This window comes from Kutzneria sp. NPDC052558 (assembly GCF_044547355.1).
In the GTDB taxonomy this organism is placed as follows: domain Bacteria; phylum Actinomycetota; class Actinomycetes; order Mycobacteriales; family Pseudonocardiaceae; genus Kutzneria.
In genome coordinates, this window is sequence record NZ_JBIUAG010000056.1 from 21,457 (window position 1) to 47,190 (window position 25,734).

The following is a 25,734-nucleotide window of genomic DNA, read 5'->3' on the forward strand; positions in this document are numbered from 1 at the left end:
CTCCCACGCTTGGAAGGGGGCTTTCCTCCACTCCAAGTGGAGGAAAGCCCCCTTCCTACACTTGAGGAGGGGTTAGATGTGAGGGTTCTTCGGGATGGGTTGGCAGCGCGGGCAGGAGTAGGAGGAGCGGTTCATGAAGGGGTCGCGGCGGATGACGCTGCCGCAGCGGCGGCAGGCCTTGCCCTCCTGGCCGTACACCGCCAGCGCCCGGTCGAAGTAGCCGGACTGGCCGTTCACGTTGACGTACAAGGCGTCGAAGGAGGTGCCACCGGCGGCCAAGGCCTCGGTCATCACCTCGGAGGCGGCGGCCAGCAGCGCGCCGGCCTGGGCGCGGGTCAGCCGCTCGGTGGGCCGGGCCCAGTGCAACCTGGTGCGCCACAAGGACTCGTCGGCGTAGATGTTGCCCACACCGGACACCAGGGTCTGGTCGAGCAGGGCCCGCTTCACGCCGGTTCGCTTGCGCCGCAACGCCGTCACGGCGGCGTCGGGGTCGAAGGCGGGGTCCATCGGGTCCCGGGCGATGTGCGCGACCGGCACCGGCAGCGCGGCCCCGTCCACCTCGACCAGGTCGGCCATGGCCAGCCCGCCGAAGGTGCGCTGGTCGACGAAGCGCAGCTCGGGCCCGCCGTCGTCGAAGCGCAGCCGGACCCGCAGGTGCTTCTCGTCGGCGGCGTCCTCGGGCTGCACCAGCATCTGCCCGCTCATGCCCAGGTGGGCCAGGATCGCCTCGGCCCCGTCCAGCTCCAGCCACAGGTACTTGCCCCGGCGGCGCGCGGCGACCACGTGCCGGCCGGCCAGCCGGTCGGCGAAGTCCACCGGCCCCAGCTCGTGCCGGCGGGTGGCCCGCGGGTGCAGCACCTCGACGGCGGTGATCCGCCGGCCGGTGACGTGCGTGTCCAGTCCGCGGCGGACGACCTCGACCTCGGGCAGCTCCGGCATGGTTGTCCCCTTCTCCCGCCGAGGCCGACACATGCTCAGAAGGGGGCATTCCTGGCGCGGCACGCCTGGAATGCCCCCTTCCGAGCACCACTGGACAGCGGCGGCTCGCCGTTCTCAGCCTTCGACGGCCTCGGGCGGCGGGATCTCCGACTTGAGCGTGGTGTACGCGGCCTCGGCCGCCTTCTGCTCGGCTTCCTTCTTGGTGCGCCCGGTGCCGCTGCCCAGGCCCCGCCCGCCGACGAACACCGTGGCGGTGAACTCCTTGCGGTGGTCGGGACCCTCGTCGTCGACCCGGTACTCGGGCACGCCGAGGCCCTGCGCGGCGGTCAGCTCCTGGAGGCTGGTCTTCCAGTCCAGGCCGGCGCCCTTGAGCGGGGCGGCGGCCAGCAGCGGGTCGAACAGCCGGTGCACCAGGCCCCGGGCCACGTCGATGCCGTGTTCCAGGTAGACGGCGCCGATCATCGCCTCGAGCCCGTCGGCGAGGATGCTCGCCTTGTCCCGACCGCCGGTCAGCTCCTCGCCGCGCCCCAACAGCAGGTGCGCGCCGAGGCCGCCGGGGCCGAGGTCACGGGCGACGCCGGCCAGCGCCATCATGTTCACCACGCTCGCGCGCAGCTTCGCCAGCTGCCCCTCGGGCAGATCCGGGTGCCTGCGGTAGAGGTGGTCCGTCACCACGAGTCCGAGGACGGCGTCTCCGAGGAACTCGAGACGCTCGTTCGGCGGCAGGCCGCCGTTCTCGTACGCGTAGGACCTGTGAGTGAGGGCCAACACGAGAAGCTCGGCGTCCAACTGAACACCGAGCGCCTCAAGCAACAGGGCCCGATCCGGCGCCGGACCCCGTGATCCCTTACCTCCCACTGCGCTTTTCACTTCTCGCCGGGAGGCGGCGGTCAGCTGGCCGGCTGGACGACCTGGCGGCCGTCGTACTGACCGCAGGCCGGGCACGCGATGTGCGGCAGCTTCGGCTGACGGCAGGCGCGGTTGGAGCACGCCACCAGGGTGGGGGCCACGGCCTTCCACTGGGAACGGCGCGAACGGGTGTTGGAGCGGGACATCTTCCGCTTCGGGACGGCCACGACTAGCTCTCCTCCTCGGTCCCGCCGAACTTCTCCTGAAGAGCAGCCCAGCGAGGATCAATCGTCTCATGCGCGTGGTCGGGGCCCAGTTCGGCCCACTTGGCGCCGCACTCGGCGCACAGTCCACGACAGTCCGGCGAGCACAGCGGAACCTGCGGCAGCGCGAGCACCACCGCGTCGCGCACCACGGGTTCCAGGTCGATCAGATCGTCGACAAGGCGCGAGACCTCGTCCTCGTCAGTGGTCGCCTCGGTCGCGCTGTCCGGATACGCGAACAGCTCGGTGAAGCGGACCTCGACCGTGCCGGAAAGCGGGTCAAGACACCTCGAGCACTCACCGACCGTCTCCGCGGTCGCGGTCCCGGTGGCGAGCACGCCCTCCACTACCGACTCGACCAGCAGGTCCAGCACGACCTCGCTGCCCTCTTCGATCCCGATGACCTCGGGAAAGCCGAAACCCCCGGGCGCCGGAGCCACTCGGTGGTAGCTGCGGCTGGAGCCGGGTCGGCGACCGATGTCCCTGGTGTCGATGACCCAGGGTCCAGCGGTCTGCTGCTGAGGGCGCGCGTGTGATCGTTGCTTAGGCATGGTGGTTGTGTCGCTGGTGGGGTGACTTACCGTTTCCAGCCGGTCAAGCGTACTCAAGAAGATGGCCGGAAGGAAAATCAGCAGGTCAGAGCGGGTAGCTCAGTCTCGGGCGTAGTCGAACGGGGCGGCCGAGGCGGTGCTGGCGGACATCGGGGCCCGCAGGCTGGCCCGGCCCTTGCCCACCGTGCGCAGGGTGTGGGCCAGCAGGTCCTCGAAGTCGGCCAGCTTGGCGTCGACGTAGGCGTCGCACTCGCCGCGCAGGCGGTTGGCCTCGCCGCTGGCGGCGTCCAGCACGCGCGCGGACTCGGCGTGCGCGGCCTGCACGACCTCGGTCTGCTGGACCAGCCGGTGCTGCTCGTTGCGGCCGTCCTCGACGGCACGCTCGTAGGAGGCGCGGCCGGCCTGGACCATGCGGTCGGCCTCGGCGCGGGCCCGGCCGGTCAGGTCCTCGTACTCGTGCCGGCCGGCGGAGACGACCCGCTCGGCCTCGTTCTCGGCCTCGGCCACCATGCGCTCGGCGTGCGCGCGGGCGTCGGCGACCAGGCGGTCGGCCTCGGCGCGGGCCTCGGCCAGCAGACGCTCGGCCTCCTCGCGGGCCTTGCCGACGCCGGTCTCGCTCTCGTGCTGGGCCTTGGAGATCATGCTGTCGCGGTGGTCGAGCACGTCCTGGGCGTCGTCCAGCTCGCGCGGAATGGCGTCCCGGATGTCGTCGAGCAGCTCGAGCAGGTCGCCACGGGGCACGACGCAGCCGGAGGTCATCGGCACGCCGCGCGCTTCCTCGACAATCGTGACGAGTTCGTCGAGGGCCTCGAACACCCGGTACACGTCGCTCTCCTCTAAGGGCTATACGGCTGGCAGTGTCCAGTCTGCCCGCTCGACCCGCCGGAGGCGGGGACATTCGGAAGGCGTGTCCGGCGCCCGGCCGCGGCGGCCGGGCGCCGGGGCCGGCTCACTGGGAGATGTTGACTAGGGAGAACGTGACGTAGTGGTCACCGGTGTAGAAGTACTCGCCGGCGGAGCCGGTGATCATGCGGCGGGTGCCGCGGGTGGAGGAGCCGGGCGTGGGCACGGTGTACTCGTGGTAGTAGCCCGACGAGCACAGGGGCAGGATGTGCTCGTCGTTGCGGAAGACCACGCCGTCGTTCTGCGGGTACGGGAACGGCCCGCCCTGCTGGATCAGCTTGACGGTGGTGGCGGCCTGCGCGGGCAGGCTGGACAGGTTGACCTTCTGGTAGCTGCTGGTGTTGCCGCAGGCGACCTGCGCGGCCGCCGGGTGGGCGACCGGCGCGGCGACGCCGACGGCGGCCAGGCCGAGGGCGCCGACCACGGTGAGGGCAAGAGCCAGCAGGGCCTTCACGGCTCGTGACGTGAGGTAGCTCATACCGGCAACGTAACGCGATCAGGTGATCACCAGGAGGAGTGAACCTGAATCGACGGTTGACAGTGGGAGCCGCTCAGGCCCGCTCCGCCAGCCGCCCGGTCAGCCGCTCGTGCACCAGCGGCGGCAGCAGGTGGGCCACGTCTCCCTGGTAGGTGGCCACCTCCTTGATCAGCGAGCTGGACATGAAGCTGTGCACCGGGTTGGTCGGCATGAACAGGGTCTCCACCCCGGTCAGCTGGTTGTTCATCTGGGCCATCTGCAGCTCGTAGTCGAAGTCGCTGACCGCGCGCAGGCCCTTCGCGATCACCTTGATCTCGTTGGCCCGGCAGTAGTCCACGAGCAGCCCCTGCCAGCTGTCCACCCGCACGTTGGGCAGGTGGGCGGTGACCTCGCGGATCATGTCGACCCGCTCCTCGACCGTGAACAGGGTCTTCTTGTTCTTGTTGACCGCCACCAGGACGACCAGCTCGTCGAAGACGTCGGCGGCCCGGCTGATGATGTCCAGGTGGCCGTTGTGCACCGGGTCGTAGGTGCCGGAGGAAACCGCACGCCTCATGGCCGGGACCGTAACAGGGACACGGTCATGTCACCGCCTAGAAGTGATCAACGCCCAGTGCAGGGTCGTCTCTCCGTACCTCTTGCTCCGGGTCGGCTCGACGCCCTCGGGCCAGCGCGGATCCTCGCCGCGGGTGGACCGCTCCACCACCAGCGTGGCCTCCGGGGCGGCCCAGGCCGGCAGCGCTTCGAGCACGGCGGCGAGCTCCGGCTCCCCCAGCGCGTAGGGCGGGTCGACGAAGATCAGGTCGTAGCGGTCGCCGGGCGTGGTGGCCAGCACCGACTGCACGGTGCCGTGCCGGACGTCGGCCCCGGGCAGGCCCAGCGCCCTGGTGTTGCGGCGCAGGATGTCGGCGGCCCGGCGGTCGGACTCCACGAAGGTCGCCTTGGCCGCGCCCCGCGACAGCGCCTCCAGCCCCAGCGCGCCGGAACCGGCGTACAGATCGAGCACGTGCGCGCCGTCCAGGCCGACCGCCGCCTCCAGGGCGCTGAACAGTGCCTCCCGCACCCGGTCGGAGGTGGGCCGGGTGCCGCTGGGCGGCACCTCCAGCCGCCGTCCCCCGGCCGCGCCGGCCACGATCCTCGTCACGGGTCACATCCTGCCGGAACTCGGCTCGCGGGGTTCAGCGGCGGCGGAGGAGGGCGGTGAGGCGGCCGAACAGGTGCGGGCGGTTGGGAGGTGGTTGCGGGGCGTGGGGGACGCGGCGGGGTGGGATGCGGTCGGCGGGCCGGGCGGGCTGCCAGACCTTGACCGCGTCGGGGAGGCTGCGGTCGAGGTCGGCGATGGTCTCGGCCGGCACGTCGTGCAGGTTCGGCTCGATGCTGACGTTGACGCCGTCCGGGCCGATCAGCCGGCGGGCCCCGTCGGGCCAGCATTGCATCAGCACGCAGTCCCGGTGCCGCACGGTCAGGGCCCCGTGCGGGCCGACCATGCTGACGCCGTCGGGGCCGACGACCAGGGTGTGGTCGGGGTTCTGCAACGACGGGAAGTCCTGGCCGGTGACCGTGGAGTCCGACCACATCGGGGCCTCGGCGAAGCCGGCCCAGTCGGCCCGGTGACCGCGCGGCACCTGTAACAGCAGGCTGTCCAGGACCTGCCCGGCCACCTCGTGCAGGTCGTCGACGGCGACTGAGGCCAGCTCGGCCCGGAAGTCCGCGAGGGATGGTCGGGTTCGCCCGTACAGGACGTCGACGGCCTCGGTGAACAGCATCGCCCGGATCGCCTCGGGCCGGTCGAGGCCGCTGATCGCCTTGTCCCGCACCACTTCCAGCTCGGTCGGGTCGATGCGGCCGGCCCGGAACGCGGCCAGCACGTCGATCACGCCGCCGAGCACCGCGTCCTGCCTCTCCGGCAGCGCGTCGGCCAGCCCGGTGATGGTGGCGGCGTCGCCGTCCCTCGGCGCATACGAGGTCGCGACCGCGTAGGAGTTGCCGTCCTCGGTGCGCAGCGTGCGGAACAGGGCCCGCTCCAGCACGAACGCGAACAGGGCGGCCCGCGCGGACCGCTCCACCACGGCGCTGAAGGTGATCTTGCCGCTGCCCTCGGCGAAGAACGCCGGCGTGCCGGCCAGCGCCGAGGTCGGCAGCGGCAGCGGGTGTTTCGGGCCGGAGGGCAGCGCCAGCTCCAGGCCGGCCGGCACCTCGCCGGCGATCCACAGCACCGCGTTCTCCCGGGTGAACCGGGTCGCGGCCCAGTCCCGGACGTCGGCCTCGGTGATCGCCTCCAGGCCCCACTCCGGATAGCCGGCCGCGCCGTAGCCGACCGCCCCGTAGCGCCAGACCAGCAGGCTGTCAGCCGGGCGGGCGGCCTGCTCGGTGCGCAGGATCGTCTTCTCGGTGGCCATCCGGTCCAGCGGCAGGTCCCGCAGCGAGTCGCAGACGCTGGTCAGGTAGCCGACCACGGCCTGGTCGCTGCCGCTGGTGAAGAAATGGGTGGTGGTCAGGCCGGTGGCCGCGTTGGCGTCGTGCTCGATGAGGCCGTGCCGGTGCAGGGCCAGGTGCTCGACCAGGTGTGTGAGGCCGCGCCGGGACAGCGGCTCGTCGGCGCAGCCGACCCGGAACACCAGCCCGGCGGTGAGCGGCCCGTCGGCCGGGGCGATCAGGGCCCGGATGCCGCAGACCTCGGTCTCCTTGATCACTGGGCGCCGCCGGCGCTCAGGCCGCGCAGCCGGGCGAAGCCGGCGGCGGGATCGCCGAACATCGTCCACGGGTACTCGCTGCCCGCGTCGCCGAGCGCCTCGAAGTGCGCGGCGGCCCGCCGGTGATCGCCCATCTCCGCGAACAGCACGGCGAACACCCCGTGCGCCTGCGGCCAGTGGTAGCCGCCGAAGAACCCGGGATGCAGCACCGACTTGTCGGCGGCGGCGCGGATCTCCTGCTGCACGGACACCTTCGCCAGGTACCGCCCGCGATCCGAACCCTCCAGATCGAGATAGTGCTCCAGGTGCGCCTCGCCGACGACGGCCGGGCTGAGCGAGCCCGGCGGGGCGGCGTCCAGGCACTGCCGGGCGAACGAGTGCGCGGCCTCCCACGAGCCGCTCCACTTGGGACAGAGCTGTTGCAGCAGCCGGCTCTGGGCGGCGAAGCAGTGCGGGGCGACGCGGGCCAGCCGGTCGTAGCGGCGGCGGGCCTCGCTCTGCCCGAGTTGCAGCCCGCGCGCGGTGTTCAGGCGGAACGCCCAGGCCACCACGTCGGCCGGGTCCTCGGCCGTGAGCTCGATCAGGATCGGCTCGGCCCGGCGTAACAGCTCGTGCATGCCCTCGAACTGGTCGCGGGTGACGTGCCGGGCCCGCTTGGCCGAGCGGACCTCCCAGGCCTTGCTGACGTGGCGGGCGGCGAGCAGCCGCCGCGCCAGCGGCGAGGGCGGCAGCTGCTCCAGGAACTCCTCCGCCCCGGCCACATCGGCGACGACCTTGACCGCGTACACGGTCATGTCCACGTCGGACAGGCCGGCGAAGAACAGCTCGATGGCCGTCCAGTCGGCCGCGCGGGTCGACTCGCGCAGCTCGACCAGCTCCGGGAAGGCCGCCGCCTGATCGAACCGGCGAGCCGAGGGCATGATCACCAGCGAGACAATAGATGAAAGCCCTTCACTTATCGCCGGTGTGGCCGTCGTGTCGTGGTACCGCTCCCACGGCTACCGCCGGCGGCCCCGCGACCACAGCAGCGCGAACGGCCCGGCCGCGATCAGGGTGACGGCCCAGAGCGCGATCGCCCCCGTGGCGTCCTGATCGGGTTGCGGGTCCGTGACCGCCACCACGGTGCCGACCAAGGCCAGGAGGCCGAAGAAGGCCACTGCCAAGCCGACGACGACCAGCCCGATCTTGTTGACCGCGGACCGACTCCGCCGCGCCGGCGCCGGCGCGGCCTCGGTCTTCGGCGACGGGCGCGGCACATGGGACCGGGCCGGCATCACGATCCGCACCGACGGATGCACCTGCGCGTCAAGCCAGCCGATCGCGGTCGGCGGCAGGTCGAACAAGGTCGGCTCGACGCCGACGCTCAAGGCGTCCATGCCGATCAGCCGCCGCGCGCCGTCGGGCCAGCACTGCAACGCCACACACTCACGGAACAGCACGGTCACCGTGCCGTCGCCGGTCACCAGGCTGACGCCCTGGTCGCCCAGCACCAGGCTCCGCCCCTCGTGTTCCAACGACGCGTGCCGGTTGCCGTGGACCACCGTGGTCGACCACAGCGGGGCCTGGGTGAACCCGGCCCAGTCCGCGCCCAGACCCCTCGGCACCTGGAGCAGACCGGTGGAGATCGCCTCGACCGCCACTGCCCGCATGTCCTCGACAGTGATCGCCTCGACGGCCTTGCGCCGCTGCTCGACCGTCTGCCACGGGTTGCCGACGAGCAGGTCGACGGCGCTGGACGGCAGGATCTCGGCCTCCGCGTCGGGCCGGTCCAGGTTGGCCAGCGCCTTGCCCCGGACGGCGGCGAGGTCGGCCTCGTCGATCCGACCGAGGCGCACGGTCGCGAGCACGTCGACGAAGCCGCCCAGCACCGCCGACTGCTTCTCCGGCAACGCGTCGGCGAAGGCCAGGATCTGACCGAAGTCGGCGTCCCGCGCCAGGTAGGTCGCCGACGGCGAGTACGAGTTGCCGTCCTCCTGGCGCAGCGCGCGGAACAGCAGCCGGTCCAGCAGGCCGGCGAACAGCGGGGCCTCCGGCCGACGGCGCACGATGCCGCTGAACGAGACGGAGGTGGTGGCCTCGGAGTAGAACGCCGGCGTCGTCGGCAGGGCCGAGGTCGGCGCGGGGATCGGATTCACCGGCCCGGAGGGCAGCGCCAGCCGCAGGCCGGGCGGCACCTGGCCGGCGATCCACAGCACCGCGTTCTCGCGGGTGAACCGGGACGCCACCCACTGGCGAAGATCATCGGGGCCGAGCCCGTCCACGCCCCATTCGGGATACCCGGCGGTGCCGTGGCCGAGCGCCCCGTACCGCCACAGCGCCAGCGACGAGGTAGACCGGCCAGCCTCCTCGGTGCGCAGCACCGACTTCTCGAGCGGGAGCCGGTCCATCGGCAGGTTGGCCAGCGACTCGCAGACGGCGGACAGGTAGGCGACGACTTCCTCGGGCGTGCCCTCGGTGAAGAAGTGGGTGGTGGTGACCGAGGTGGCGGCGTTGGCGTGGTGATCGGTCTGGCCGTGCCGGTGCAGGGCCAAGTGCTCGACCAGGTGCGTGATGCCGCGGCGGGGCAGCGGCTCGTCGGCGAAGCCGACCCGGAACACCAGGCCGGCGCGCATCGGTCCGGGATTGGGGGCGACGAGCGTGCGGACGCCGTCGACCTCGGTCTGTCTGATCATCTCTTCCCCCCGAGCGCCGCCGCTCTGAGCTCCTGGAAGCCGGCGGCCGGATTGGTGAAGCAGCTCTCCCACGGATAGCTGCTGGCCAGGTCGCCGAGCGCCTGGAAGTGCACGGCGGCCTTGGCCTGGTTGCCGGCCCACGAGGACAGCACGGCGAACACCCCGTGCGCGCTCACCCAGCCTGGGACCTTCCGGAACGCCGGGTGCAGCAGGGACTTGCGCACCGCCTCGTCGAGCTCGGCCTCGACGCCGGCGAGGTACTCGGCCCGCCCGGCCTTGCCGATCGCCTGGGCGTGTTCGAGGTGCGCCTCACCGACCACAATCGGATTCAGCGACCCGGGCGGGGCCGCGTTCATGCATTCCCGCGCGAAAGCATGCAGCGATTCCCACGAACCGCTCCATTTCGGACAAAGCTGTTGCACAAGGGCGGTCTGGGCCGGCAGCAGATGCGGATTGTGCCGGGCCAATCGGTCATATCGCCGCCGCGCCTCGCTCTGTCCGAGTTGCAACCCCATGCAGACGGGGATCCGCTTGAGCCAGGCGATGGTGTCGGAGGGATCCTCCGCGGTGAGGTCGATCAGGATCGCCTCGGCCGCGCGCAGGGCGTCGTGCATGCCGGCGAACTGCTGGGCTGAGACGTACTTGGCCTGCTTGCCGCTGCGGATCTCCCATGCATGGGCGATATGCCGCGAGGCCAGCAGCAATCGGCTCAGCCGGGACCGCGGCACGCGCCGCAGGAACTCCTCGACGCCGGCGACCTCGGCCACGATCCAGGTGGCCCGCGCGGTCCAGTTGTCGTCGGGCATGGACGCGAAGAACTGCTCCACGGCCGCCCAGTCGCCGGCGCCGACCGCCGTGCGTAACCGCAGGAACTCCGGGTGTGCGGCGGTGATGTCGAATCTCGGGGACGTCACCCGCGAGACAATAGAGGAAGCGGAGTCACGGGCGGACCGGATAAGGAACAGCGGCCTGAGCGGGCAGGACGGTGGAATGGGCGTGCAGGGCCGCGCCGACCGCCCGCAGGATCGGGGCCAGCACCTGCAACCGGTCCGGATTGTCGGTGGCGCACTCGGTGATGCCGGCCCCGATGATCGGCCGGATCGCCGCCACCGCCCGGATCGCGTCCACCAGCTCGCTGATCAGCAGCCCGCCCGGCACCGGGCAGGTGACGTCGGCGAACTCGCTCGGGTCCAGCACGTCGAGGTCGATGTGCAGGTAGAACTGCGGGGCCCGGGAGGCGATGACCGCGTCGAGGATCCACGAGGTCTCGTAGCCGCGTTCGATCGGCACGTGCCGGACCAGCCCCCGGTCGACCATGGCCTGCTCGCCCGGGTCCAGCGCGCGGGCCCCGGCCAGCACCACGCGGCGGGACACCACGGGGGTGTCGAGCACGAAGTCCCGGTCGCCCTCGCCGAAGGCGTGCCGTAAGGCCATGCCGTGGTACGCGCCGGAGGGGGAGGTCGCCGGGGTGTTGAGATCACCGTGTGCGTCGAACCACAGGACCCCCAGCGCCGGCCCGAAACGCTTGCGGGCAAAGCCGAGCGGCACTGTCTCCACGCCGCAGTCGCCGCCGATGGTCAGCACGGGACCGGTGGCGTGACGCAGGTACTGCGCCTGGAACCCGCGATTGGCCAGCAGCACCTCACGGTTGTGGATGCCGCCGACAAGGGCGGACGTACCGGCGCGCACGGGAACTCTGCGCACGTCCAGACCGAGCACGCGGCCGGCCAGGTCGGACAGCGCCTGGCAGGCGGTCGGCAACCACGGGGACTTGGGGACAACCGCGCCCTGTCGCTGGGCCACGGACTGCAACTCCAGCACGAATCACACCTAACCAGCCACGGGGATCGCGTTGCTAGCCGGCAACACGGGGAACATCGTGTCACTCTACCGGCTGACGCGTCAGCGTGTCGTCAAGATCACGGTCCACTGTGGACACAGCGGTGCCCCCGGCCGCGGACGGCACGGGGGCACCGGTGGCTCAGGACAACACGATCAGCAGGTCGCCGCCTTCCACCTGCTGCTGACGGGAAATGGCCAGGCGCTGCACCGTGCCCGCCTTGGGCGCGGTGATGGCCGCCTCCATCTTCATCGCCTCGATGGTGGCCACGGTCTGCCCGGCCTGGACGCTGTCACCCTCGGCGACGGCCATCGTGACCACTCCCGCGAACGGCGCAGCGACGTGGTTGCTGTTGCCACGGTCGGCCTTCTCCGCCGCCGGCACGTCGGCCGCCACCGAGCGGTCCCGCACCTGGATCGGCCGCAGCTGTCCATTGAGGACGGCCATCACGGTCCGCATGCCGCGCTCGTCGGCCTCGCCAATGGCCTCCAGCGTGATCAGCAGCCGCACGCCCCGGCCGAGATCGACCGAGTACTCCTCGCCCGGCCGCAGGCCGTAGAGCCAGTCCTTGCTGCGCAGCACGCTGGTGTCGCCGTAGGCGTCGCGGTGCTGGAGGAACTCCCTGGTCGGCGCCGGGAACAGCAGCCGGTTCAGGGTGGCCCGACGGTCAGTGGCCAGCCCCTCCACGTCCTGCTCCGACAGGTCGGCCACGCCCTTGGGCGCGGTCCGGCCGGACAGCGCCTTGGTGCGGAAGGGCTCCGGCCAGCCGCCGGGCGGGTCGCCCAGCTCGCCGTGCAGGAAGCCGATCACCGAGTCCGGGATGTCGAAGCGGCCCGGGTCGGCCTCGAACTCGGCCGGGTCCACGCCCGCCCCCACCAGGTGCAGGGCCAGGTCGCCGACCACCTTGGAGGACGGCGTGACCTTGACCAGCCGGCCCAGCATCCGGTCGGCCGCCGCGTAGGTGGCCTCGATGTCCTCGAACCGGTCGCCCAGCCCCAGCGCGATGGCCTGCTGGCGCAGGTTGGACAGCTGCCCGCCGGGGATCTCGTGGTGGTACACGCGGCCGGTCGGCGACGGCAGGCCCGCCTCGAACGGCGCGTACACCTTGCGCACGACCTCCCAGTACGGCTCCAGGTCGCCAACCGCCTGCAGGTCCAGCCCGGTGGTGCGGGCCGAGTGGTCGGTGGCGGCGACGATCGCCGACAGCGACGGCTGCGAGGTGGTGCCGGCGACCGACGCGGTGGCGCCGTCGATGGCGTCCACGCCGGCCTGGATGGCCGCCAGGTAGGTGGCCAGCTGCCCGCCCGCGGTGTCGTGGGTGTGCAGGTGGACCGGCAGGTCGAACTCCTTGCGCAGCGCCGTGACCAGGCGCGCGGCCGCCGGCGGGCGCAGCAGGCCGGCCATGTCCTTGATCGCCAGCACGTGCGCGCCGGCCCCGACGATCTGCTCGGCCAGCTTCAGGTAGTAGTCCAGGGTGTAGAGCTGCTCACCCGGGTCGGATAGGTCGGCGGTGTAGCAGAGCGACACCTCGGCGACGGACTTGCCGGTCTCCCGCACCGCCTCGATCGCCGGCCGCATCTGCTCGATGTCGTTGAGGGCGTCGAAGATGCGGAAGATGTCGATGCCGGTCTCGGTCGCCTCCTCCACGAACGCCCGCGTGACCGCCTCGGGATACGGCGTGTAGCCGACGGTGTTGCGCCCACGCAGCAGCATCTGCAGGCACAGGTTGGGCACCGCTTCACGCAGCGCGGCCAGCCGTTCCCACGGGTCCTCGGCCAGGAAGCGCAGGGCCACGTCGTAGGTCGCGCCGCCCCAGCACTCCAGCGACAGCAGCTGCGGGTTCATCCGCGCCACGTACGGCGCGACCTGCACCAGGTCCTTGGTCCGGACGCGGGTGGCCAGCAGCGACTGGTGCGCGTCACGGAAGGTGGTGTCGGTGACCAGCACCCCCGGCTCGTTGCGCAGCCAGGTCGCGAAGCCCTGCGGGCCCAGCTCGGTCAGCCGCTGCTTGGAGCCGGCGGGCGGCTCCGTGGACAGGTCCAGCTTGGGCAGCTTGTTCCACGGGTCGATCACCGCCGGCCGGCCGCCGTTGGGCTTGTTCACGGTCACGTCGGCCAGGTAGGTCAGCAGCTTGGTGCCGCGGTCGGCCGACTGCCGGGCGGTCAGCAGCTCCGGCCGTTCCTCGATGAACGCCGTGGTGACCCTGCCGGCCCGGAAGTCCGGGTCGTCCAGCACGGCCTGGAGGAACGGGATGTTGGTGGAGACGCCGCGGATGCGGAACTCGGCCACCGCGCGCCGGGCCCGGGCCACTGCCGCCTCGAAGGTGCGGCCGCGGCAGGTCAGCTTGACCAGCATGGAGTCGAAGTGCGCGCCGACCGTGCTGCCGGCGCCGATCGCGCCGCCGTCCAGCCGGATGCCCGAGCCGCCGGGCGAGCGGTAGGCGCTGATCACGCCGGTGTCCGGGCGGAAGCCGTTCACCGGGTCCTCGGTGGTGATCCGGCACTGGAGGGCGTTGCCGCGCAGGTAGATCGCGCTCTGGCTCAGGCCCAGGTCGCCCAGCGTCTCGCCGGCGGCGATGCGCAGCTGGGACTGCACCAGGTCGACGTCGGTGACCTCCTCGGTCACCGTGTGCTCGACCTGGATGCGCGGGTTCATCTCGATGAAGACGTGGTTGCCGCGCTGGTCGAGCAGGAACTCGACGGTGCCGGCGTTGCGATAGCCGATCTGCTTGGCGAAGGCCACCGCGTCGGCGCAGATCTTGTCCCGGACCAGCGGGTCCAGGTTCGGCGCCGGGGCCAGCTCGATCACCTTCTGGTGCCGCCGCTGCACCGAGCAGTCGCGCTCGTAGAGGTGGATCACGTTGCCGACGCCGTCGGCCAGGATCTGCACCTCGATGTGGCGGGGCTGCACCACCGCCTGTTCGAGGAACACGGTCGGGTCGCCGAAGGCCGACTCGGCCTCCCGCATCGCCGCCTCGATCGACTCGCGCAGCTGGCCCGGCTCCAGCACCCGGCGCATGCCGCGCCCGCCGCCGCCGGCCACCGCCTTGACGAAGATCGGGAAGCCGACCTCGTCGGCCGCCGCCAGCAGCGCGTCCACGTCGGCCGAGGGCTCCGAGGACTTCAGCGTGGGCAGGCCGGCGGCCTTGGCCGCGGCGATGGCCCTGGCCTTGTTGCCGGTCAGCTCCAGCACCTCGGTCGGCGGGCCGACGAAGGTGATGCCGGCGGCCGCGCAGGCCGAGGCCAGCTCCGGGTTCTCCGACAGGAAGCCGTAGCCGGGGTAGATCGCGTCCGCGCCGGCCTTGCGGGCCGCCTCGACGATCTCGTCCACCGAGAGGTAGGCCCGCACCGGGTGGCCGGGCTCGCCGATCTCGTACGCCTCGTCGGCCTTGAGCCGATGCAGCGAGTTGCGATCCTCGTAGGGGAACACCGCCACGGTCCCGGCGCCCAGCTCGTAGGCGGCGCGGAATGCGCGGATGGCGATCTCGCCGCGGTTGGCGACGAGCACCTTGCGGAACATCAGGCGTTCCTCCCGTTTTTCCTGGGGATCCGTCCAGCTCGGCACGCTACCGTGCGTTTCCATTCATGTGGGAGAACCATCCCGAGTGATGGACGTAATAGAACTAGACCCGAGGCGACCGAACGTGAGCGCGGTCACGTTCCTTGGCCTAGCCTGCGCGGATGCCCCGTGACGAGCTCTCGACCGAGCGTGACGTAAGCGCCACGTCGACCGTCAGCAATGCTGCGTTCATCAAACGTCCCCCGATTGGCCCAGTGACCGACACAGACTCCGCACCCGTGTCACAGTCCGTCATCACCCGCCGCTGGCCGCCGCGGGAGCTCGCGCTCACCATGCTGTTCCTGGCGCCCGCCGTCGCCGGCCTCGGCGCCTTTGTGGTCTTTCCGCTGTTCCAGGCGGTCTACCTGGCCACCATGGGCAGCGACATCCTCGGCAACCCGACCCGCTTCGTGGGCCTGCGCCATTTCCAGGAGCTGGTCACGCCCGAGTTCGGCGCGGTGCTGGCCCGCACCGCCGGATTCACCCTGCTGGTCGTGGTCGCCGGGGTGCTGCTGCCGCTGGCGCTGGCCGTGCCGCTGAGCCAGCGGCTGCCCGGCATGCGGGTGTTCCGCACCCTGTTCACGCTGCCGTTCGCCTACTCGGCCTCGGCCGCCTCGGTGGTGTGGCTGCTGATGCTCAACCCGGCCATGTCCCCGGTGAACTGGCTGCTGCGACTGGTCGGGGTGAGCGCGCCCGGCTGGACCACCGACTCGGGCTGGGCCCTGGTCACGGTGGCCGGCGTGACCGTGTGGATGGTGTCCGGCTTCAACCTGCTGGTGCTGGCGGCCGGGCTGGCCGGCCTGGACGAGCAGGTGCTGGAGGCGGCCCGCATCGACGGGGCCACCGGCGTGCGCCACTTCACCGGCATCGTGCTGCCGATGATCTCGCCCAGCCTGTTCTTCGTGATCGTCACGACCACGCTGACCGCGTTGCAGAGCCTGGGCCAGCCCCAGGTGATGACCGACGGCGGCCCCAACGGGGCGACCAGCACGCTGGTCTACTCGATCTTCAACCAGGCGTTCCACAACAACAACAGCAACTACGGCCTGGCCAGCGCCCAGGGTCTGGTGCTGCTGATCGTCGGCGTGCTGCTGGCCGCGGTGCAGTTCGGCGTCATCGAGAGGCGGGTGCACTACCGGTGAGCCGGTTGAACCGACCTGGGCGGGTGACCAGCGCGGTCACCTACGTGTGGCTGGTGATCGCGGCCGTCGTGCTGCTGTTCCCGGTGCTGCTGACCGTGCTCGGCGGCTTCCTGCCGTCGATCGACCTGCTGCGCCAGCCGCCCAACCTGCTCGGCCACTACACCGTGGACAGCTACCTCGGGGCGCTGCGGCAGACCGTGGTGCCGCTGCTGCCGGCGTTCGGCAATTCGCTCTTCGTCGGCCTCGTGATCATGGTGGCGCACCTGGTCACGTCGTGCCTGGCCGCGTACGCGCTGGTGTTCCTGCGGACCCCGCTGCGCACGCCGCTGTTCTGGCTGTTCCTGGCCACGATCATGGTGCCGTACGAGGCGATCGTGGTGCCCAACGCGCTGTTCGTGCGCAGCCTTGGCATCGGCGACAGCCGGCTGGCGCTGGTGCTTCCGTTCCTGGCCAACGGGTTCGGCGTGTTCCTGCTGCGGCAGGCCTTCCGCCAGTTCCCCGGCGAGCTGCGGGACGCGGCCACCATCGACGGCTGCGGCCACCTGCGGTTCCTGTTCACGATCCTGCTGCCGGGCTGCCGGCCGGCCATCGCCGCGCTGGCCGTCTGGTCGTTCCTTCAGGGCTGGAACATGTACTTCTGGCCGCTGATCATCTCCTCGACCAACAACTCGCTGAACACCCTGCAGACCGCGGTGTTCGCCCTGCGCAGCAACGACAGCGCCGATCCGGGCCTGTTGCTGGCCGGCATCACGATCACGCTGCTGCCGACCCTGCTGCTCGTCCTGTTCGGCCAGCGCTGGCTGGTCCGCGGCTTCACGGCCGGGGCCGTGAAGTGACCTATCGAAGGAGTACTCAGGTGCCTACCAAGTTGGGGCTGCTGGCCGTCGCGGTCGCCGCCACCACCGCCGTCACCGCGTGCAGCTCGGCGGCGAGCTCCGGGACATCGGCGTCCGGCTCCGGCGACCTGTCCGCCCCGGCCGCGAGCGCGCTGGACGGCAAGGGTGAAACCGACATCACGTTCTGGCACGCGATGACCGGCACCAACGGCGAGACGCTCAAGAAGCTCACCGACCAGTTCAACGCGGCCAACCAGGGCAAGATCAAGGTCACCCTGGCCTTCAAGAACAACTACGACGACACCCTGTCGGCGTACAAGAACGCGCTCAAGGGCGGCGAGCTGCCCGACCTGCTCCAGGTGTACGACATCGGCACCCAGTTCATGATCGACTCCAAGGCCACCGTGCCGGCCCAGTCGTTCATCGACGTCGACAAGTACGACGTGAGCGACATCCAGCCCAACATCGCCGGCTACTACTCGGTCGGCGGCAAGCTGTACTCGATGCCGTTCAACACCTCGATGCCCTTGCTCTACATCAACAAGGACGCGTTCGCCAAGGCCGGCCTGGACCCGGCCAAGCCCCCGACCACGCTGGACGAGATCAAGGCCGACGCCGAGAAGCTGACCGTCAAGGACGCGAGTGGCAACGTCACCCAGTACGGCTTCGGGGCCTCGCTCTACGGCTGGTTCCTGGAGCAGTGGACCGCCGTGGCCGGCGCCCAGTACTGCAACCCGGACAACGGCCGCAACGGCCGGGCCACCGAGGCCAACTTCGCCACCGACAACAACGTCAAGCTGCTGACCTGGTGGAAGTCCATGGTCGACCAGGGCCTGGCGCTGAAGCTGGACAGCGACACCAAGAACGGCGACTCCGCCTTCGTGGCCGGCAAGGACGCCATCACCCTGGAGTCCACCGGATCGCTTGGCGACTTCACCAAGGCCGGCTTCCAGGTCGGCACCGGCTTCTACCCGAAGATCAACGCCTCCGACAGCGCCGGCCCGATCATCGGCGGCGCGTCGCTGTGGATCGTCGGCAAGGGCAAGGACGACGCCCACAAGCGGGCGTCCTGGGAGTTCGTGAAGTTCCTGGAGAGCAAGGACTCCCAGGCCACCTGGCACACCTCCACCGGCTACTTCCCGGTCAGCAAAGCCGCGCTGGACACCGACGTCGACAAGCAGTGGGTCGCGGCCAAGCCCCAGTTCCAGACCGCGATCACCCAGCTCGACAACACCAAGCTGTCCACCGCCACCCAGGGCTGCCTGTTCGGCGTGATGCCCCAGGTGCGCAAGGCCGCCGAGAACGCCATGCAGGCCGCGGTGCTCCAGGGCAAGGACCCCCGCCAGGCCCTCACCGACGCCGCCGCCACCCTCACCCAGCCCATCAAGGACTACAACGACTCCGTGAACTAACCCGCAAGCAAACCCCCTGATGCTTGGAAGGGGGCTTTCCTCCACTCCGAGTGTAGGAAAGCCCCCTTCCAAGCGCGGGTCAGCCCGAAAGGCGTTCGATTTGGCGGATCTTGTTCATGGCGTCGAGGGCGGCGACCTTGTAGGACTCGGCCAGGGTTGGGTAGTTGAAGACCGCGTCGACCAGGTAGTCGACGGTGCCGCCGCAGCCCATCACCGCCTGCCCGATGTGCACCAGCTCGGTGGCCCCGGTGCCGAACACGTGCACGCCCAGCAGCGACCGGTCCTCCGGCGACACCAACAGCTTGAGCACGCCGTAGGAGTCGCCGATGATCTGGCCGCGGGCCAGCTCCCGGTAGCGGGAGACGCCGACCTCGAACGGGATGCGCTCGGCGGTCAGCTGGTCCTCGGTCTTCCCGATGAAGCTGATCTCCGGGATGGTGTAGATGCCGATCGGCTGTAGCGAGGACATGGCCTGCACCGGCTCGCCGCACGCGTGGTACGCCGCCAGCCGGCCCTGCTCCATCGAGGTCGCGGCCAGCGCGGGAAAGCCGATCACGTCGCCGACCGCGTAGATGTGCGGCGCCGAGGTGCGGAAGTACTCGTCGACCTCGATCCGGCCGCGCTTGTCGGCGACCAGGCCGGCCTTGTCCAGTTGCAGGGTCTCGGTCATGCCCTGTCGGCCAGCCGAGTACATGACCACCTCGGCCGGGATCTTCTTGCCGCTCTCCAGCACGGCCAGCGCGCCGCGCTCGTGCCGCTCGACCGCGGACACCGTCTCCCGGAACCGGAAGGTGACGGCCAGGTCCCGCAGGTGGTACTTGAGCGCCTCGACGACCTCGCCGTCGCAGAACTCCAGCATCCGCTCCCGGGACTCGACCACGGTGACCTTGGTGCCCAGCGCGGCGAACATGGACGCGTACTCGATGCCGATCACGCCGGCCCCGACCACGATCATCGACTGCGGCACCCGCTCCAGGGCCAGGATGCCGTCCGAGTCGATGATCGTCTTACCGTCGAAGTCCACAGTGGACGGCCGCGCCGGCAGCGTGCCGGTGGCGATCACGATCTTGTCGGCGGTCACCGTCTGCTCGCGGCCGGTGCCGTCGACCACCTCGACGGTGTGCTCGTCCACGAAGTGCCCCATGCCGGGCAGCATCGCCACGTGGTTGCGGGTGAGCTGGCTGCGGATCACCTCCACCTCGCGGCCGATCACGTGGTTGGTGCGGGCCAGCAGGTCGGAGACGGTGATGTCCTCCTTGACCTGGTAGCTGGCGCCGTACATCTCGCGCTGGTTGAGTCCGGTCAGGTAGAGGACGGCCTCCCGCAGTGTCTTGGACGGGATCGTGCCGGTCTGGATGCACACCCCGCCCACCATGTCCCGCCGCTCCACGACGGCGGCCTTCTTGCCCAGCTTGGCCGTCGCGATGGCGGCCTTCTGCCCGCCGGGGCCGGACCCCAGCACCAGCACATCGAAGTCGCGCACGCGGCCAGTCTGCCCCTTGACAGTGGAAGCTAACGCCATTAGCTTTTTAGCTACATACATTAGCTAGGAGGCGGCGATGACCACCCAGCACCTGGACGTGAACGGCGGCCGGATCGCGTACGACGAGCAGGGTCCGGCCGACGGCCGGCTCGTGCTCTGCCTGCACGGATTGGGCGACACCAGACGGATTCACCGGTTCCTGGCCCCGCGGCTCGCGGCGGCCGGCTACCGGGTCGTGACCAGCGACATGCGCGGCTGCGGCGAGTCCTCGGCCGAGTTCACCGACTACAGCCCCGATGCCGTCGGCGCGGACACCGTGGCCCTGCTGCGCCACCTCGGCCGGCCGGCGATCCTGATCGGACACTCCTACACCGGCGCCTCGGCCGTGTGGGCCGCCACCGAGGCCCCGGACCTGGTGCACGGCCTGGTGCTGCTCGACTCGTTCGTGCGGGACGCCAAGATGAACCCGGTCGTGGCCCTGCTGGCCAAGCTCATCAGCCGCAGCGCGGCGTTGTGGGCCATGTACTACAAGACCCTCTACCCGGTGCGGAAGCCGGCCGACTTCGCCGCGTACGTGGCCGAGCTCAAGGCCTCGCTGCGCCAACCCGGGCACCTGGCCGCGCTGACCGCGATGATGGGCGGCTCGCGCGCCGACAGCGCCGCCCGGGTGTCCAGGGTGGCCTGCCCAGCGCTGGTTGTCATGGGCGCCAAGGACTCCGACTTCCCCGACCCGGCGGCCGAGGCCCGCTGGATCGCCGACACCCTCGGCGGACCGGCCCGGGTTGAGATGATCGACGGCGCCGGCCACTACCCGATGGCCGACAGCGTCGACACCACTGCCGACGTGATCACCGCGTTCCTCAAGGAGGTCTGACATGCCCAGGGTCGGCCTGTCCCCCGACGCCGTCGTGGACGCGGCCATCGCCGTGATCGACGCCGACGGGCCCGAGGCGCTCAGCCTGGCCGCCGTGGCCAGCCGGACCGGCGTTGCCACCCCGTCGCTGTACAAGCACGTGTCCAGCCTGGACGCGCTGCGCGGGCTGGTGCAGCTGCGGGTGCTGACCGAGCTGGGGGACGCGCTGGCCGCGGCCGTGCTTGGCCGCGGCGGCGACGAGGCCGTGCAGGCGTTGATGGACTCCTATCGGGACTACGCCGTCGCGTTTCCCCACCGCTACACCGCGCTGCCGCAACAACCGCGCCCCGAACCGGAACTGGCCGAGGCCAGCAACCGGGTCATCGAGGTGATCTTCGCCGTGCTGCGCGGGTACGGGTTGGACGGTTCCGCCCTGGTGCACACGACCCGCTGCCTGCGGGCCGCGATGCACGGATTCGCCTCGCTGCAGATTTCCGGCGGTTTCCGGCTGGCCGAGGACATCGACGCCAGCCACCGCCTGTTGGTGTCCATGGTGGCGGCCGGGCTGCGGCCGTGAAAGTGTTGCCAGCACAGGCGAAGGTCCACGGAATTCTGGTCTTCACCCGTCAAAGCCGTGAAGCAAACCACTCGTTTGGGTCTTTTTCCAAAGCCGGGTGAGGCGACGGTCACGTTTCAAGGTCATCAGCCCCTACCATCTGGCCAGAGATCGATTGCGCGGCCGCTGGAGGGAGCACCACATGGCCACTTCATCGGACTCGTCAGGCATCACGCGACGCGGAGCCCTGCGCACCGCCGGTGCGCTGGCCGCGGCACTGCCGGTCGTCGCCGCCGGCGCCGGCGTCGCGGTCGCCAAACCGCCGCCGCTGCCCATCGGTCCGGCCATTCCTCCCGGCCGCCAGGTCAATCTCACCCCGATCCTGTCGCAGGACCAGTTTCCGATCGGCGCGGTGTGGCCGCCGCCGCCCAGCCAGATCACCCAGGCCCGGATCCAGGAGATGAAGGATTCCGGCGTCAATTTCTTCATCACCGGCAACTACCTGGACGACGGCTACATCGTCACCCGCGCGCTCAGCATGGCCGACGCCGTCGGCGGCATGCACGTCATCGTGCGCGACGACCACGACATCGCCAATCTGGCCCACTGGTTCACCATCACCGACGACCGGTCGGTGCCGATGTCCATCAGCACCGCCGACGCCGTCGCCATGGCCAACCGCGCCTTCGGCACCTACGTCTCGCACCCGTCCTTCGCCGGCTTCTCGCTGCTGGAGGACACCGAGCCCTGGTCGTACAACCAGCTCACCGCCACCGTCGCCGCGCTGCGGGCGGCCAACCCGTACTACCTTCGCTACAGCAACCTGCCGCCCGGCACCGGGCCCGGCTACCAGGCCAGCGTCCTGGAGTACGTCGGCAAGGCCGGCGCGCAGATGCTGTCGTTCGACCGGTACCCGATGCTCTCGGACGGCACCGTCGATCCCGACTACGTCAACAACTGGGCCGACATGCGGGCCGCCGGCGCCCAGGCCGGGCTGCCGGTGTGGGGCTTCATCCAGACCGTCGGCTTCGACGGGCACCGCTCGCCCAGCTACGACGACATCGCCTGGCAGGTCAACACCAGCCTGGCCTACGGCTGCAAGGGCGTGCAGTACTTCACCTACTGGACGCCGACTCCCGAGCGGGGCCACAACTTCCAACCCGCCATGATCGACTCCCTTGGCCGCAAGACCCAGCACTACTACGACGTGCAGGACATCAACACCGGCACCCTGGCCGGCCTGGGCAACAAGCTGCGGGCCATGACCTCGGAGTCGGTCACGCACGCCAACGAGTCCACCGCCCCGGCCCGCACCGCCCGTTTCGGTCCCGACAACTTCGTCACCGACACCTCCGGCAACGCCGTGGTGCTCAGCCGTTTCGTGGACAAGGCCGGCGACCGCTGGCTGCTGGTGGTCAACCGCTCCAACACCGCCGCCGCCAAGGCGACGGTGAAACTGCGGTCCTCCTCGGTGGCCCGGGTCAACCAGTTCGACAGCCGCAGCAGCAAGCTGTCCGCGCAGCGGGACGCCGGCGGCCTCTCGATCTCGCTGAGGCCGGGCGCGTCCACGCTGTACCAGCTGACCAAGCACTGATCACCGGGCCGGCCCACACCTGTTCTCGGGTGTGGGTCAGCTCTTCTCCAGGTACTCGGCCCGGCTGGCGTCCACGACTTCGCGCACCATCTGCGCGAGGCCGGGATGCTCGGCCAGGTCGGGATCGTCGCCGACGACCCGCTGCGCCTCCTCGCGGGCCTCCTCGATCACGTCGAGATCGTCCAGCAGGGACAGCATCTTCAGGCCCGACTTCACGCCGGACTGGGCGGCGCCGAGGATGTCGCCCTCGCGGCGCAGCTCCAGGTCCATCTGGGCCAGCTCGAAACCGTCGAGGGTGTCGGCCACGGCCTTCAGGCGCTCCATGGTGGGCGTGCCGACCGGGACCTCGGAGACCAGCAGGCACAGGCCGGCGGCGCTGCCCCGGCCGACCCGGCCGCGCAGCTGGTGCAGCTGGCTGACGCCGAACCGGTCCGCGTCCATGATCACCATGACCGTCGCGTTCGGCACGTTCACGCCGACCTCGATCACCGTGGTGGCCACCAGCACCTGCACGTCGCCGGCGGCGAAGGCGCGCATGACGGCGTCCTTGTCCTCCGGCGGCATCTTGCCGTGCAGCATCTCCACCCGCAGGCCCTTGAGCGCGCCACCGGCCAGCTTGGGCAGCACGTCCATGACCGCCAGCGGCGGCCGCTGGTCGGAGCTTGCTCCCTTGGGCTCCTTGGGTTCGGCGTCCTCGTCGTCGCCGATGCGGGGGCACACCACGTAGGCCTGGTGGCCTTTGGCGACCTCCTCGCGGATCCGCTCCCAGGCCCGGCGAAGCCATTCCGGCCGCTCCGCGACCGGCACCACCGAGCTGGTGATCGGCGACCGCCCCTGCGGCAGCTCACGCAGCGCCGACACTTCGAGATCGCCGTACACAGTCATGGCCACCGTGCGCGGAATCGGCGTCGCCGTCATCACCAGCACGTGCGGGCTGACACCCTCCCCCGACTTGCCGCGCAGGGCGTCCCGCTGCTCCACGCCGAACCGGTGCTGCTCGTCGACAACGACAAAGCCCAGCTCCGCAAACGACACCTTGTCCTGGATCAGCGCGTGCGTGCCGACCACGATCCCGGCCGCGCCGGACGCGATGTCCAGCAACGCCTGCCGGCGTTGGGCCGTGTTCATCGAGCCGGTCAGCAGCACCACCCGGGTCGCCTGGTCCGGCGCGCCCAGCTCGCCGGCCGTGGCCAGATCCCCGAGCATGTCCCGCAGCGAGCGGGCATGTTGCGCGGCAAGGACTTCCGTCGGCGCCAGCATCGCCGCCTGCTTGCCGGCGTCCACCGCCTGGAGCATGCCCCGCAGCGCCACCAGCGTCTTGCCCGAGCCGACCTCGCCCTGCAGCAGCCGGTTCATCGGATGCGTGCCGCCGAGCTCCTCGGCGATCACCTCGCCGATCTCGCGCTGGCCGTTGGTCAGCTGGAACGGCAGCCGCGCGTCGAACTCGTCCAGCAGCCCGCCCTTCCGGCGGGGGCTGGGGATCGCCGGCCGGGCCGCCGCCGACTTGCGCCGCTGGGCCAGGGCCAGCTGGATCGACAGCGCCTCGTCCCACTTCAGCCGGCGCCTGGCCTCCTCGACCATCTGCTGGTTGTCGGGCAGGTGGATCAGCTTCAGCGCCGACATCAGGTCGAGCAGGTTGTGCTGCTTGATCAGCTCACCGGGAAGCGGGTCGACCACACCGTCCCACACCGCGATGACCTGCCGCATACAGCGGGCGATGCTCCAGGTCGGCAGGCCGTGCACGGCCGGGTAGACCGGGATGAGTCCGCGCGTGAAGGACGCCACCGCCTCGTCGCCGTCCGCGTCGTCGAGCAGCTCGAACTCGGGGTGGGCCAGCTGCATCGTCTTGTTGAACTTGCCGACCTTGCCGGCGAACAGCCCGCGCTTGCCCGGCACCAGCTTGCTCAGGTTGGGGATCTTCTGGCTGAAGAACACCAGGCTCAGCGGCCGCGTGCCGTCGGTGACGATCACCTCGGTCATCGTGCCGCGCCGGGTGCGCATCGGCTTCTTGGTCACCTTGGCCACGTCGGCCAGCACCGTGACGTGCTCGTCCAGCTCCAGGCTCGCGATCGAGGTCAGGCGGCCGCGCTCGTCGTAGCGGCGCGGATAGTGGCGCAGCAGGTCGCCGACCGTGCGCAGGCCCAGCCCTTCCGCGAGGGCGTCCGCCGTCTTGCGGCCCAGCAGCGGCTCGAGGGAGTCGTCGATGGCAGTCATCGAGTCCTATTGAACCCCGTGCCCCTGACAACGCTAATCTGGCCGCCCGTCGACCTCGAGGAGTAGCCCCATGCCGCGCCCCAGCGTCGAGGCCGAGCGGCGGGCCCAGATCCTCCGCGCCACCTGCCAGGTCATCGCCGACGCCGGCCTGCGCAACCTGCGCATCTCCGACGTCGCCCGGCTGGCCGGGGTGTCGGGCGGGACCGTGCACTACTACTTCGACACCAAGCAGGACCTCGCCCAGGCCGCCTTCGAGGACTGCTTCGAACGCTCCCTGGAACGCCGCCGCTGGCTGCTCGACTCCCGCGCCGACGCCCTCACCCGGCTGCGCCAGATCGTCGACTCGTACGTGCCCGGCACCCCCGAGACCATCGAGGCGTGGAAGGTCTGGGTCGAGCTCTGGGCCGAAAGCCCCCGCTCCCCTCGCCTGCGGGAACTCAACGAACGCCTCTACGGCGACTGGCGCCGCATCGTCGCCGACATCGTCCGCGACGGCCAGAAGCGCGGCCAGCTCGCCGACGGCGACCCCCTCGTGCTGGCCAACATGCTCGTCGGCATGATCGACGGGCTCGCGGTGCAGGTGCTGGCCGGGTCCCAGAGCCTCACCGCGGCTCGTATGCGCGCGACATGCTTGGCGTTTGTGGACACTGTGTTGGCTCGGACGGCGGTCAGCTGACTGTTCGCTTTGTTTGCTTTGTGGGCTTTTAGGCTGGCCGGGGCGTGTTCGTTGTTGTGGTGGGGGGTTGAGGGTTTTGGTTGGAGGCGGCGGGGCGGGGACGTTGTGTGGTTGGGGGTGGGGTGGGGCGGGTGGTTGGTGGCTCCGGGTGGATTTTTTGTGGAGACCTCTGGGCGATGGCGTATCAAGGCGCTATAGGGCAGGCTCCGCCTGCCTCGATAC

23 protein-coding genes are annotated in these 25,734 nt (G+C 70.6%); 7 read left to right on the forward strand and 16 right to left on the reverse strand.

The genetic code is table 11. From position 1 onward, the window contains the following. Window positions 1-72: 72 nt before the first annotated feature. The 14 genes from mutM to ACIG5F_RS47505 form a co-directional block, all read right to left on the reverse strand. Window positions 73-939: a bifunctional DNA-formamidopyrimidine glycosylase/DNA-(apurinic or apyrimidinic site) lyase gene (gene mutM, locus ACIG5F_RS47440; RefSeq protein WP_396526960.1), complete on the reverse strand. Its 867-nt coding sequence runs from the start codon at window positions 937-939 to the stop codon at window positions 73-75. 114 nt (window positions 940-1,053) lie between these two features. Then, a complete protein-coding gene (rnc, locus tag ACIG5F_RS47445) occupies window positions 1,054-1,797 on the reverse strand; it encodes a ribonuclease III (protein ID WP_396526961.1) in 744 nt (247 codons plus the stop codon). Window positions 1,798-1,829: 32 nt separating this feature from the next. Continuing rightward, window positions 1,830-2,015: a 50S ribosomal protein L32 gene (rpmF, locus tag ACIG5F_RS47450; protein WP_211765710.1), complete on the reverse strand. Its 186-nt coding sequence runs from the start codon at window positions 2,013-2,015 to the stop codon at window positions 1,830-1,832. Between the two features lie 2 nt (window positions 2,016-2,017). Beyond that, entirely contained in the window at window positions 2,018-2,602 is a 585-nt protein-coding gene (locus tag ACIG5F_RS47455) for a YceD family protein (protein WP_396526962.1), read from the reverse strand. Window positions 2,603-2,701: 99 nt separating this feature from the next. After that, entirely contained in the window at window positions 2,702-3,427 is a 726-nt protein-coding gene (locus tag ACIG5F_RS47460) for a DivIVA domain-containing protein (RefSeq protein ID WP_396526963.1), read from the reverse strand. A gap of 124 nt (window positions 3,428-3,551) precedes the next feature. Then, window positions 3,552-3,983, reverse strand: coding sequence for a ribonuclease domain-containing protein (locus tag ACIG5F_RS47465; protein WP_396526964.1), 432 nt, complete (start codon window positions 3,981-3,983; stop codon window positions 3,552-3,554). A gap of 73 nt (window positions 3,984-4,056) precedes the next feature. Next, window positions 4,057-4,539, reverse strand: coding sequence for a pantetheine-phosphate adenylyltransferase (gene coaD, locus ACIG5F_RS47470; RefSeq protein WP_396526965.1), 483 nt, complete (start codon window positions 4,537-4,539; stop codon window positions 4,057-4,059). Window positions 4,540-4,569: 30 nt separating this feature from the next. Further along, complete coding sequence (gene rsmD, locus ACIG5F_RS47475; RefSeq protein ID WP_396526966.1) at window positions 4,570-5,127, reverse strand: 16S rRNA (guanine(966)-N(2))-methyltransferase RsmD; 558 nt, start codon at window positions 5,125-5,127, stop codon at window positions 4,570-4,572. 34 nt (window positions 5,128-5,161) lie between these two features. Beyond that, the gene (locus ACIG5F_RS47480; protein WP_396526967.1) at window positions 5,162-6,676 is read right to left on the reverse strand and encodes a M16 family metallopeptidase; all 1,515 of its coding nucleotides are present in this window, start codon (window positions 6,674-6,676) and stop codon (window positions 5,162-5,164) included. Next, the gene (locus tag ACIG5F_RS47485) at window positions 6,673-7,602 is read right to left on the reverse strand and encodes a hypothetical protein (protein WP_396526968.1); all 930 of its coding nucleotides are present in this window, start codon (window positions 7,600-7,602) and stop codon (window positions 6,673-6,675) included. Before ACIG5F_RS47485 ends, ACIG5F_RS47480 begins: the two co-directional genes overlap by 4 nt. Before the next feature lie 72 nt (window positions 7,603-7,674). Further along, window positions 7,675-9,348 (reverse strand): M16 family metallopeptidase, encoded by a 1,674-nt coding sequence (locus ACIG5F_RS47490; RefSeq protein ID WP_396526969.1) that lies wholly within the window; start codon window positions 9,346-9,348, stop codon window positions 7,675-7,677. Continuing rightward, a complete protein-coding gene (locus ACIG5F_RS47495; RefSeq protein WP_396526970.1) occupies window positions 9,345-10,262 on the reverse strand; it encodes a hypothetical protein in 918 nt (305 codons plus the stop codon). The genes ACIG5F_RS47490 and ACIG5F_RS47495 overlap by 4 nt, the downstream gene beginning before the upstream one ends. 25 nt (window positions 10,263-10,287) lie before the next feature. Continuing rightward, a complete protein-coding gene (locus ACIG5F_RS47500; protein WP_396526971.1) occupies window positions 10,288-11,169 on the reverse strand; it encodes an arginase family protein in 882 nt (293 codons plus the stop codon). A gap of 160 nt (window positions 11,170-11,329) precedes the next feature. After that, window positions 11,330-14,707 carry a pyruvate carboxylase gene (locus ACIG5F_RS47505; protein WP_396526981.1) on the reverse strand — a complete coding sequence of 1,126 codons (3,378 nt, stop codon included), beginning with the start codon at window positions 14,705-14,707 and terminating at the stop codon, window positions 11,330-11,332. Between the two features lie 278 nt (window positions 14,708-14,985). Here ACIG5F_RS47505 and ACIG5F_RS47510 point away from each other — a divergent pair, with 278 nt between their 5' ends. The 3 genes from ACIG5F_RS47510 to ACIG5F_RS47520 are packed head-to-tail and all read left to right on the forward strand — an operon-like array spanning window position 14,986 to window position 18,136. Next, on the forward strand, window positions 14,986-15,888 hold the full coding sequence (locus tag ACIG5F_RS47510) for a carbohydrate ABC transporter permease (RefSeq protein ID WP_396526972.1): 903 nt from the start codon (window positions 14,986-14,988) through the stop codon (window positions 15,886-15,888). 23 nt (window positions 15,889-15,911) lie between these two features. Beyond that, on the forward strand, window positions 15,912-16,724 hold the full coding sequence (locus tag ACIG5F_RS47515; RefSeq protein ID WP_396526973.1) for a carbohydrate ABC transporter permease: 813 nt from the start codon (window positions 15,912-15,914) through the stop codon (window positions 16,722-16,724). Window positions 16,725-16,744: 20 nt separating this feature from the next. Next, on the forward strand, window positions 16,745-18,136 hold the full coding sequence (locus ACIG5F_RS47520) for an ABC transporter substrate-binding protein (RefSeq protein WP_396526974.1): 1,392 nt from the start codon (window positions 16,745-16,747) through the stop codon (window positions 18,134-18,136). Window positions 18,137-18,215: 79 nt separating this feature from the next. Here the strand turns inward: ACIG5F_RS47520 and sthA are convergent, their stop codons facing one another. After that, window positions 18,216-19,658 (reverse strand): Si-specific NAD(P)(+) transhydrogenase, encoded by a 1,443-nt coding sequence (sthA, locus tag ACIG5F_RS47525; RefSeq protein ID WP_396526975.1) that lies wholly within the window; start codon window positions 19,656-19,658, stop codon window positions 18,216-18,218. Window positions 19,659-19,695: 37 nt separating this feature from the next. Between sthA and ACIG5F_RS47530 the strand changes: the two genes are divergently transcribed. From ACIG5F_RS47530 to ACIG5F_RS47540, 3 genes are all read left to right on the forward strand, one after another. After that, window positions 19,696-20,493: an alpha/beta fold hydrolase gene (locus tag ACIG5F_RS47530; RefSeq protein ID WP_396526976.1), complete on the forward strand. Its 798-nt coding sequence runs from the start codon at window positions 19,696-19,698 to the stop codon at window positions 20,491-20,493. 1 nt (window position 20,494) lies between these two features. Then, a complete protein-coding gene (locus tag ACIG5F_RS47535) occupies window positions 20,495-21,049 on the forward strand; it encodes a TetR/AcrR family transcriptional regulator (RefSeq protein ID WP_396526977.1) in 555 nt (184 codons plus the stop codon). Between the two features lie 181 nt (window positions 21,050-21,230). Continuing rightward, entirely contained in the window at window positions 21,231-22,622 is a 1,392-nt protein-coding gene (locus tag ACIG5F_RS47540) for a hypothetical protein (protein ID WP_396526978.1), read from the forward strand. Window positions 22,623-22,658: 36 nt separating this feature from the next. Here ACIG5F_RS47540 and recG read toward each other — a convergent pair whose 3' ends face one another. Beyond that, complete coding sequence (gene recG, locus ACIG5F_RS47545; protein WP_396526979.1) at window positions 22,659-24,836, reverse strand: ATP-dependent DNA helicase RecG; 2,178 nt, start codon at window positions 24,834-24,836, stop codon at window positions 22,659-22,661. 70 nt (window positions 24,837-24,906) lie between these two features. Here recG and ACIG5F_RS47550 point away from each other — a divergent pair, with 70 nt between their 5' ends. Beyond that, a complete protein-coding gene (locus tag ACIG5F_RS47550; protein WP_396526980.1) occupies window positions 24,907-25,512 on the forward strand; it encodes a TetR/AcrR family transcriptional regulator in 606 nt (201 codons plus the stop codon). The last annotated feature ends 222 nt before the right edge of the window (window positions 25,513-25,734 follow it).

Coding starts and splice junctions, on each gene's coding strand:
- ACIG5F_RS47550 (WP_396526980.1), top strand. CDS start 24,907: ATGCCGCGCCCCAGCGTCGAGGCCGAGCGGCGGGCCCAGATCCTCCGC.
- ACIG5F_RS47490 (WP_396526969.1), bottom strand. CDS start 9,348: ATGATCAGACAGACCGAGGTCGACGGCGTCCGCACGCTCGTCGCCCCC.
- ACIG5F_RS47455 (WP_396526962.1), bottom strand. CDS start 2,602: ATGCCTAAGCAACGATCACACGCGCGCCCTCAGCAGCAGACCGCTGGA.
- recG (WP_396526979.1), bottom strand. CDS start 24,836: ATGACTGCCATCGACGACTCCCTCGAGCCGCTGCTGGGCCGCAAGACG.
- ACIG5F_RS47465 (WP_396526964.1), bottom strand. CDS start 3,983: ATGAGCTACCTCACGTCACGAGCCGTGAAGGCCCTGCTGGCTCTTGCC.
- mutM (WP_396526960.1), bottom strand. CDS start 939: ATGCCGGAGCTGCCCGAGGTCGAGGTCGTCCGCCGCGGACTGGACACG.
- sthA (WP_396526975.1), bottom strand. CDS start 19,658: ATGGCGTTAGCTTCCACTGTCAAGGGGCAGACTGGCCGCGTGCGCGAC.
- ACIG5F_RS47535 (WP_396526977.1), top strand. CDS start 20,495: ATGCCCAGGGTCGGCCTGTCCCCCGACGCCGTCGTGGACGCGGCCATC.
- ACIG5F_RS47505 (WP_396526981.1), bottom strand. CDS start 14,707: ATGTTCCGCAAGGTGCTCGTCGCCAACCGCGGCGAGATCGCCATCCGC.
- ACIG5F_RS47540 (WP_396526978.1), top strand. CDS start 21,231: ATGGCCACTTCATCGGACTCGTCAGGCATCACGCGACGCGGAGCCCTG.
- ACIG5F_RS47530 (WP_396526976.1), top strand. CDS start 19,696: ATGACCACCCAGCACCTGGACGTGAACGGCGGCCGGATCGCGTACGAC.
- coaD (WP_396526965.1), bottom strand. CDS start 4,539: ATGAGGCGTGCGGTTTCCTCCGGCACCTACGACCCGGTGCACAACGGC.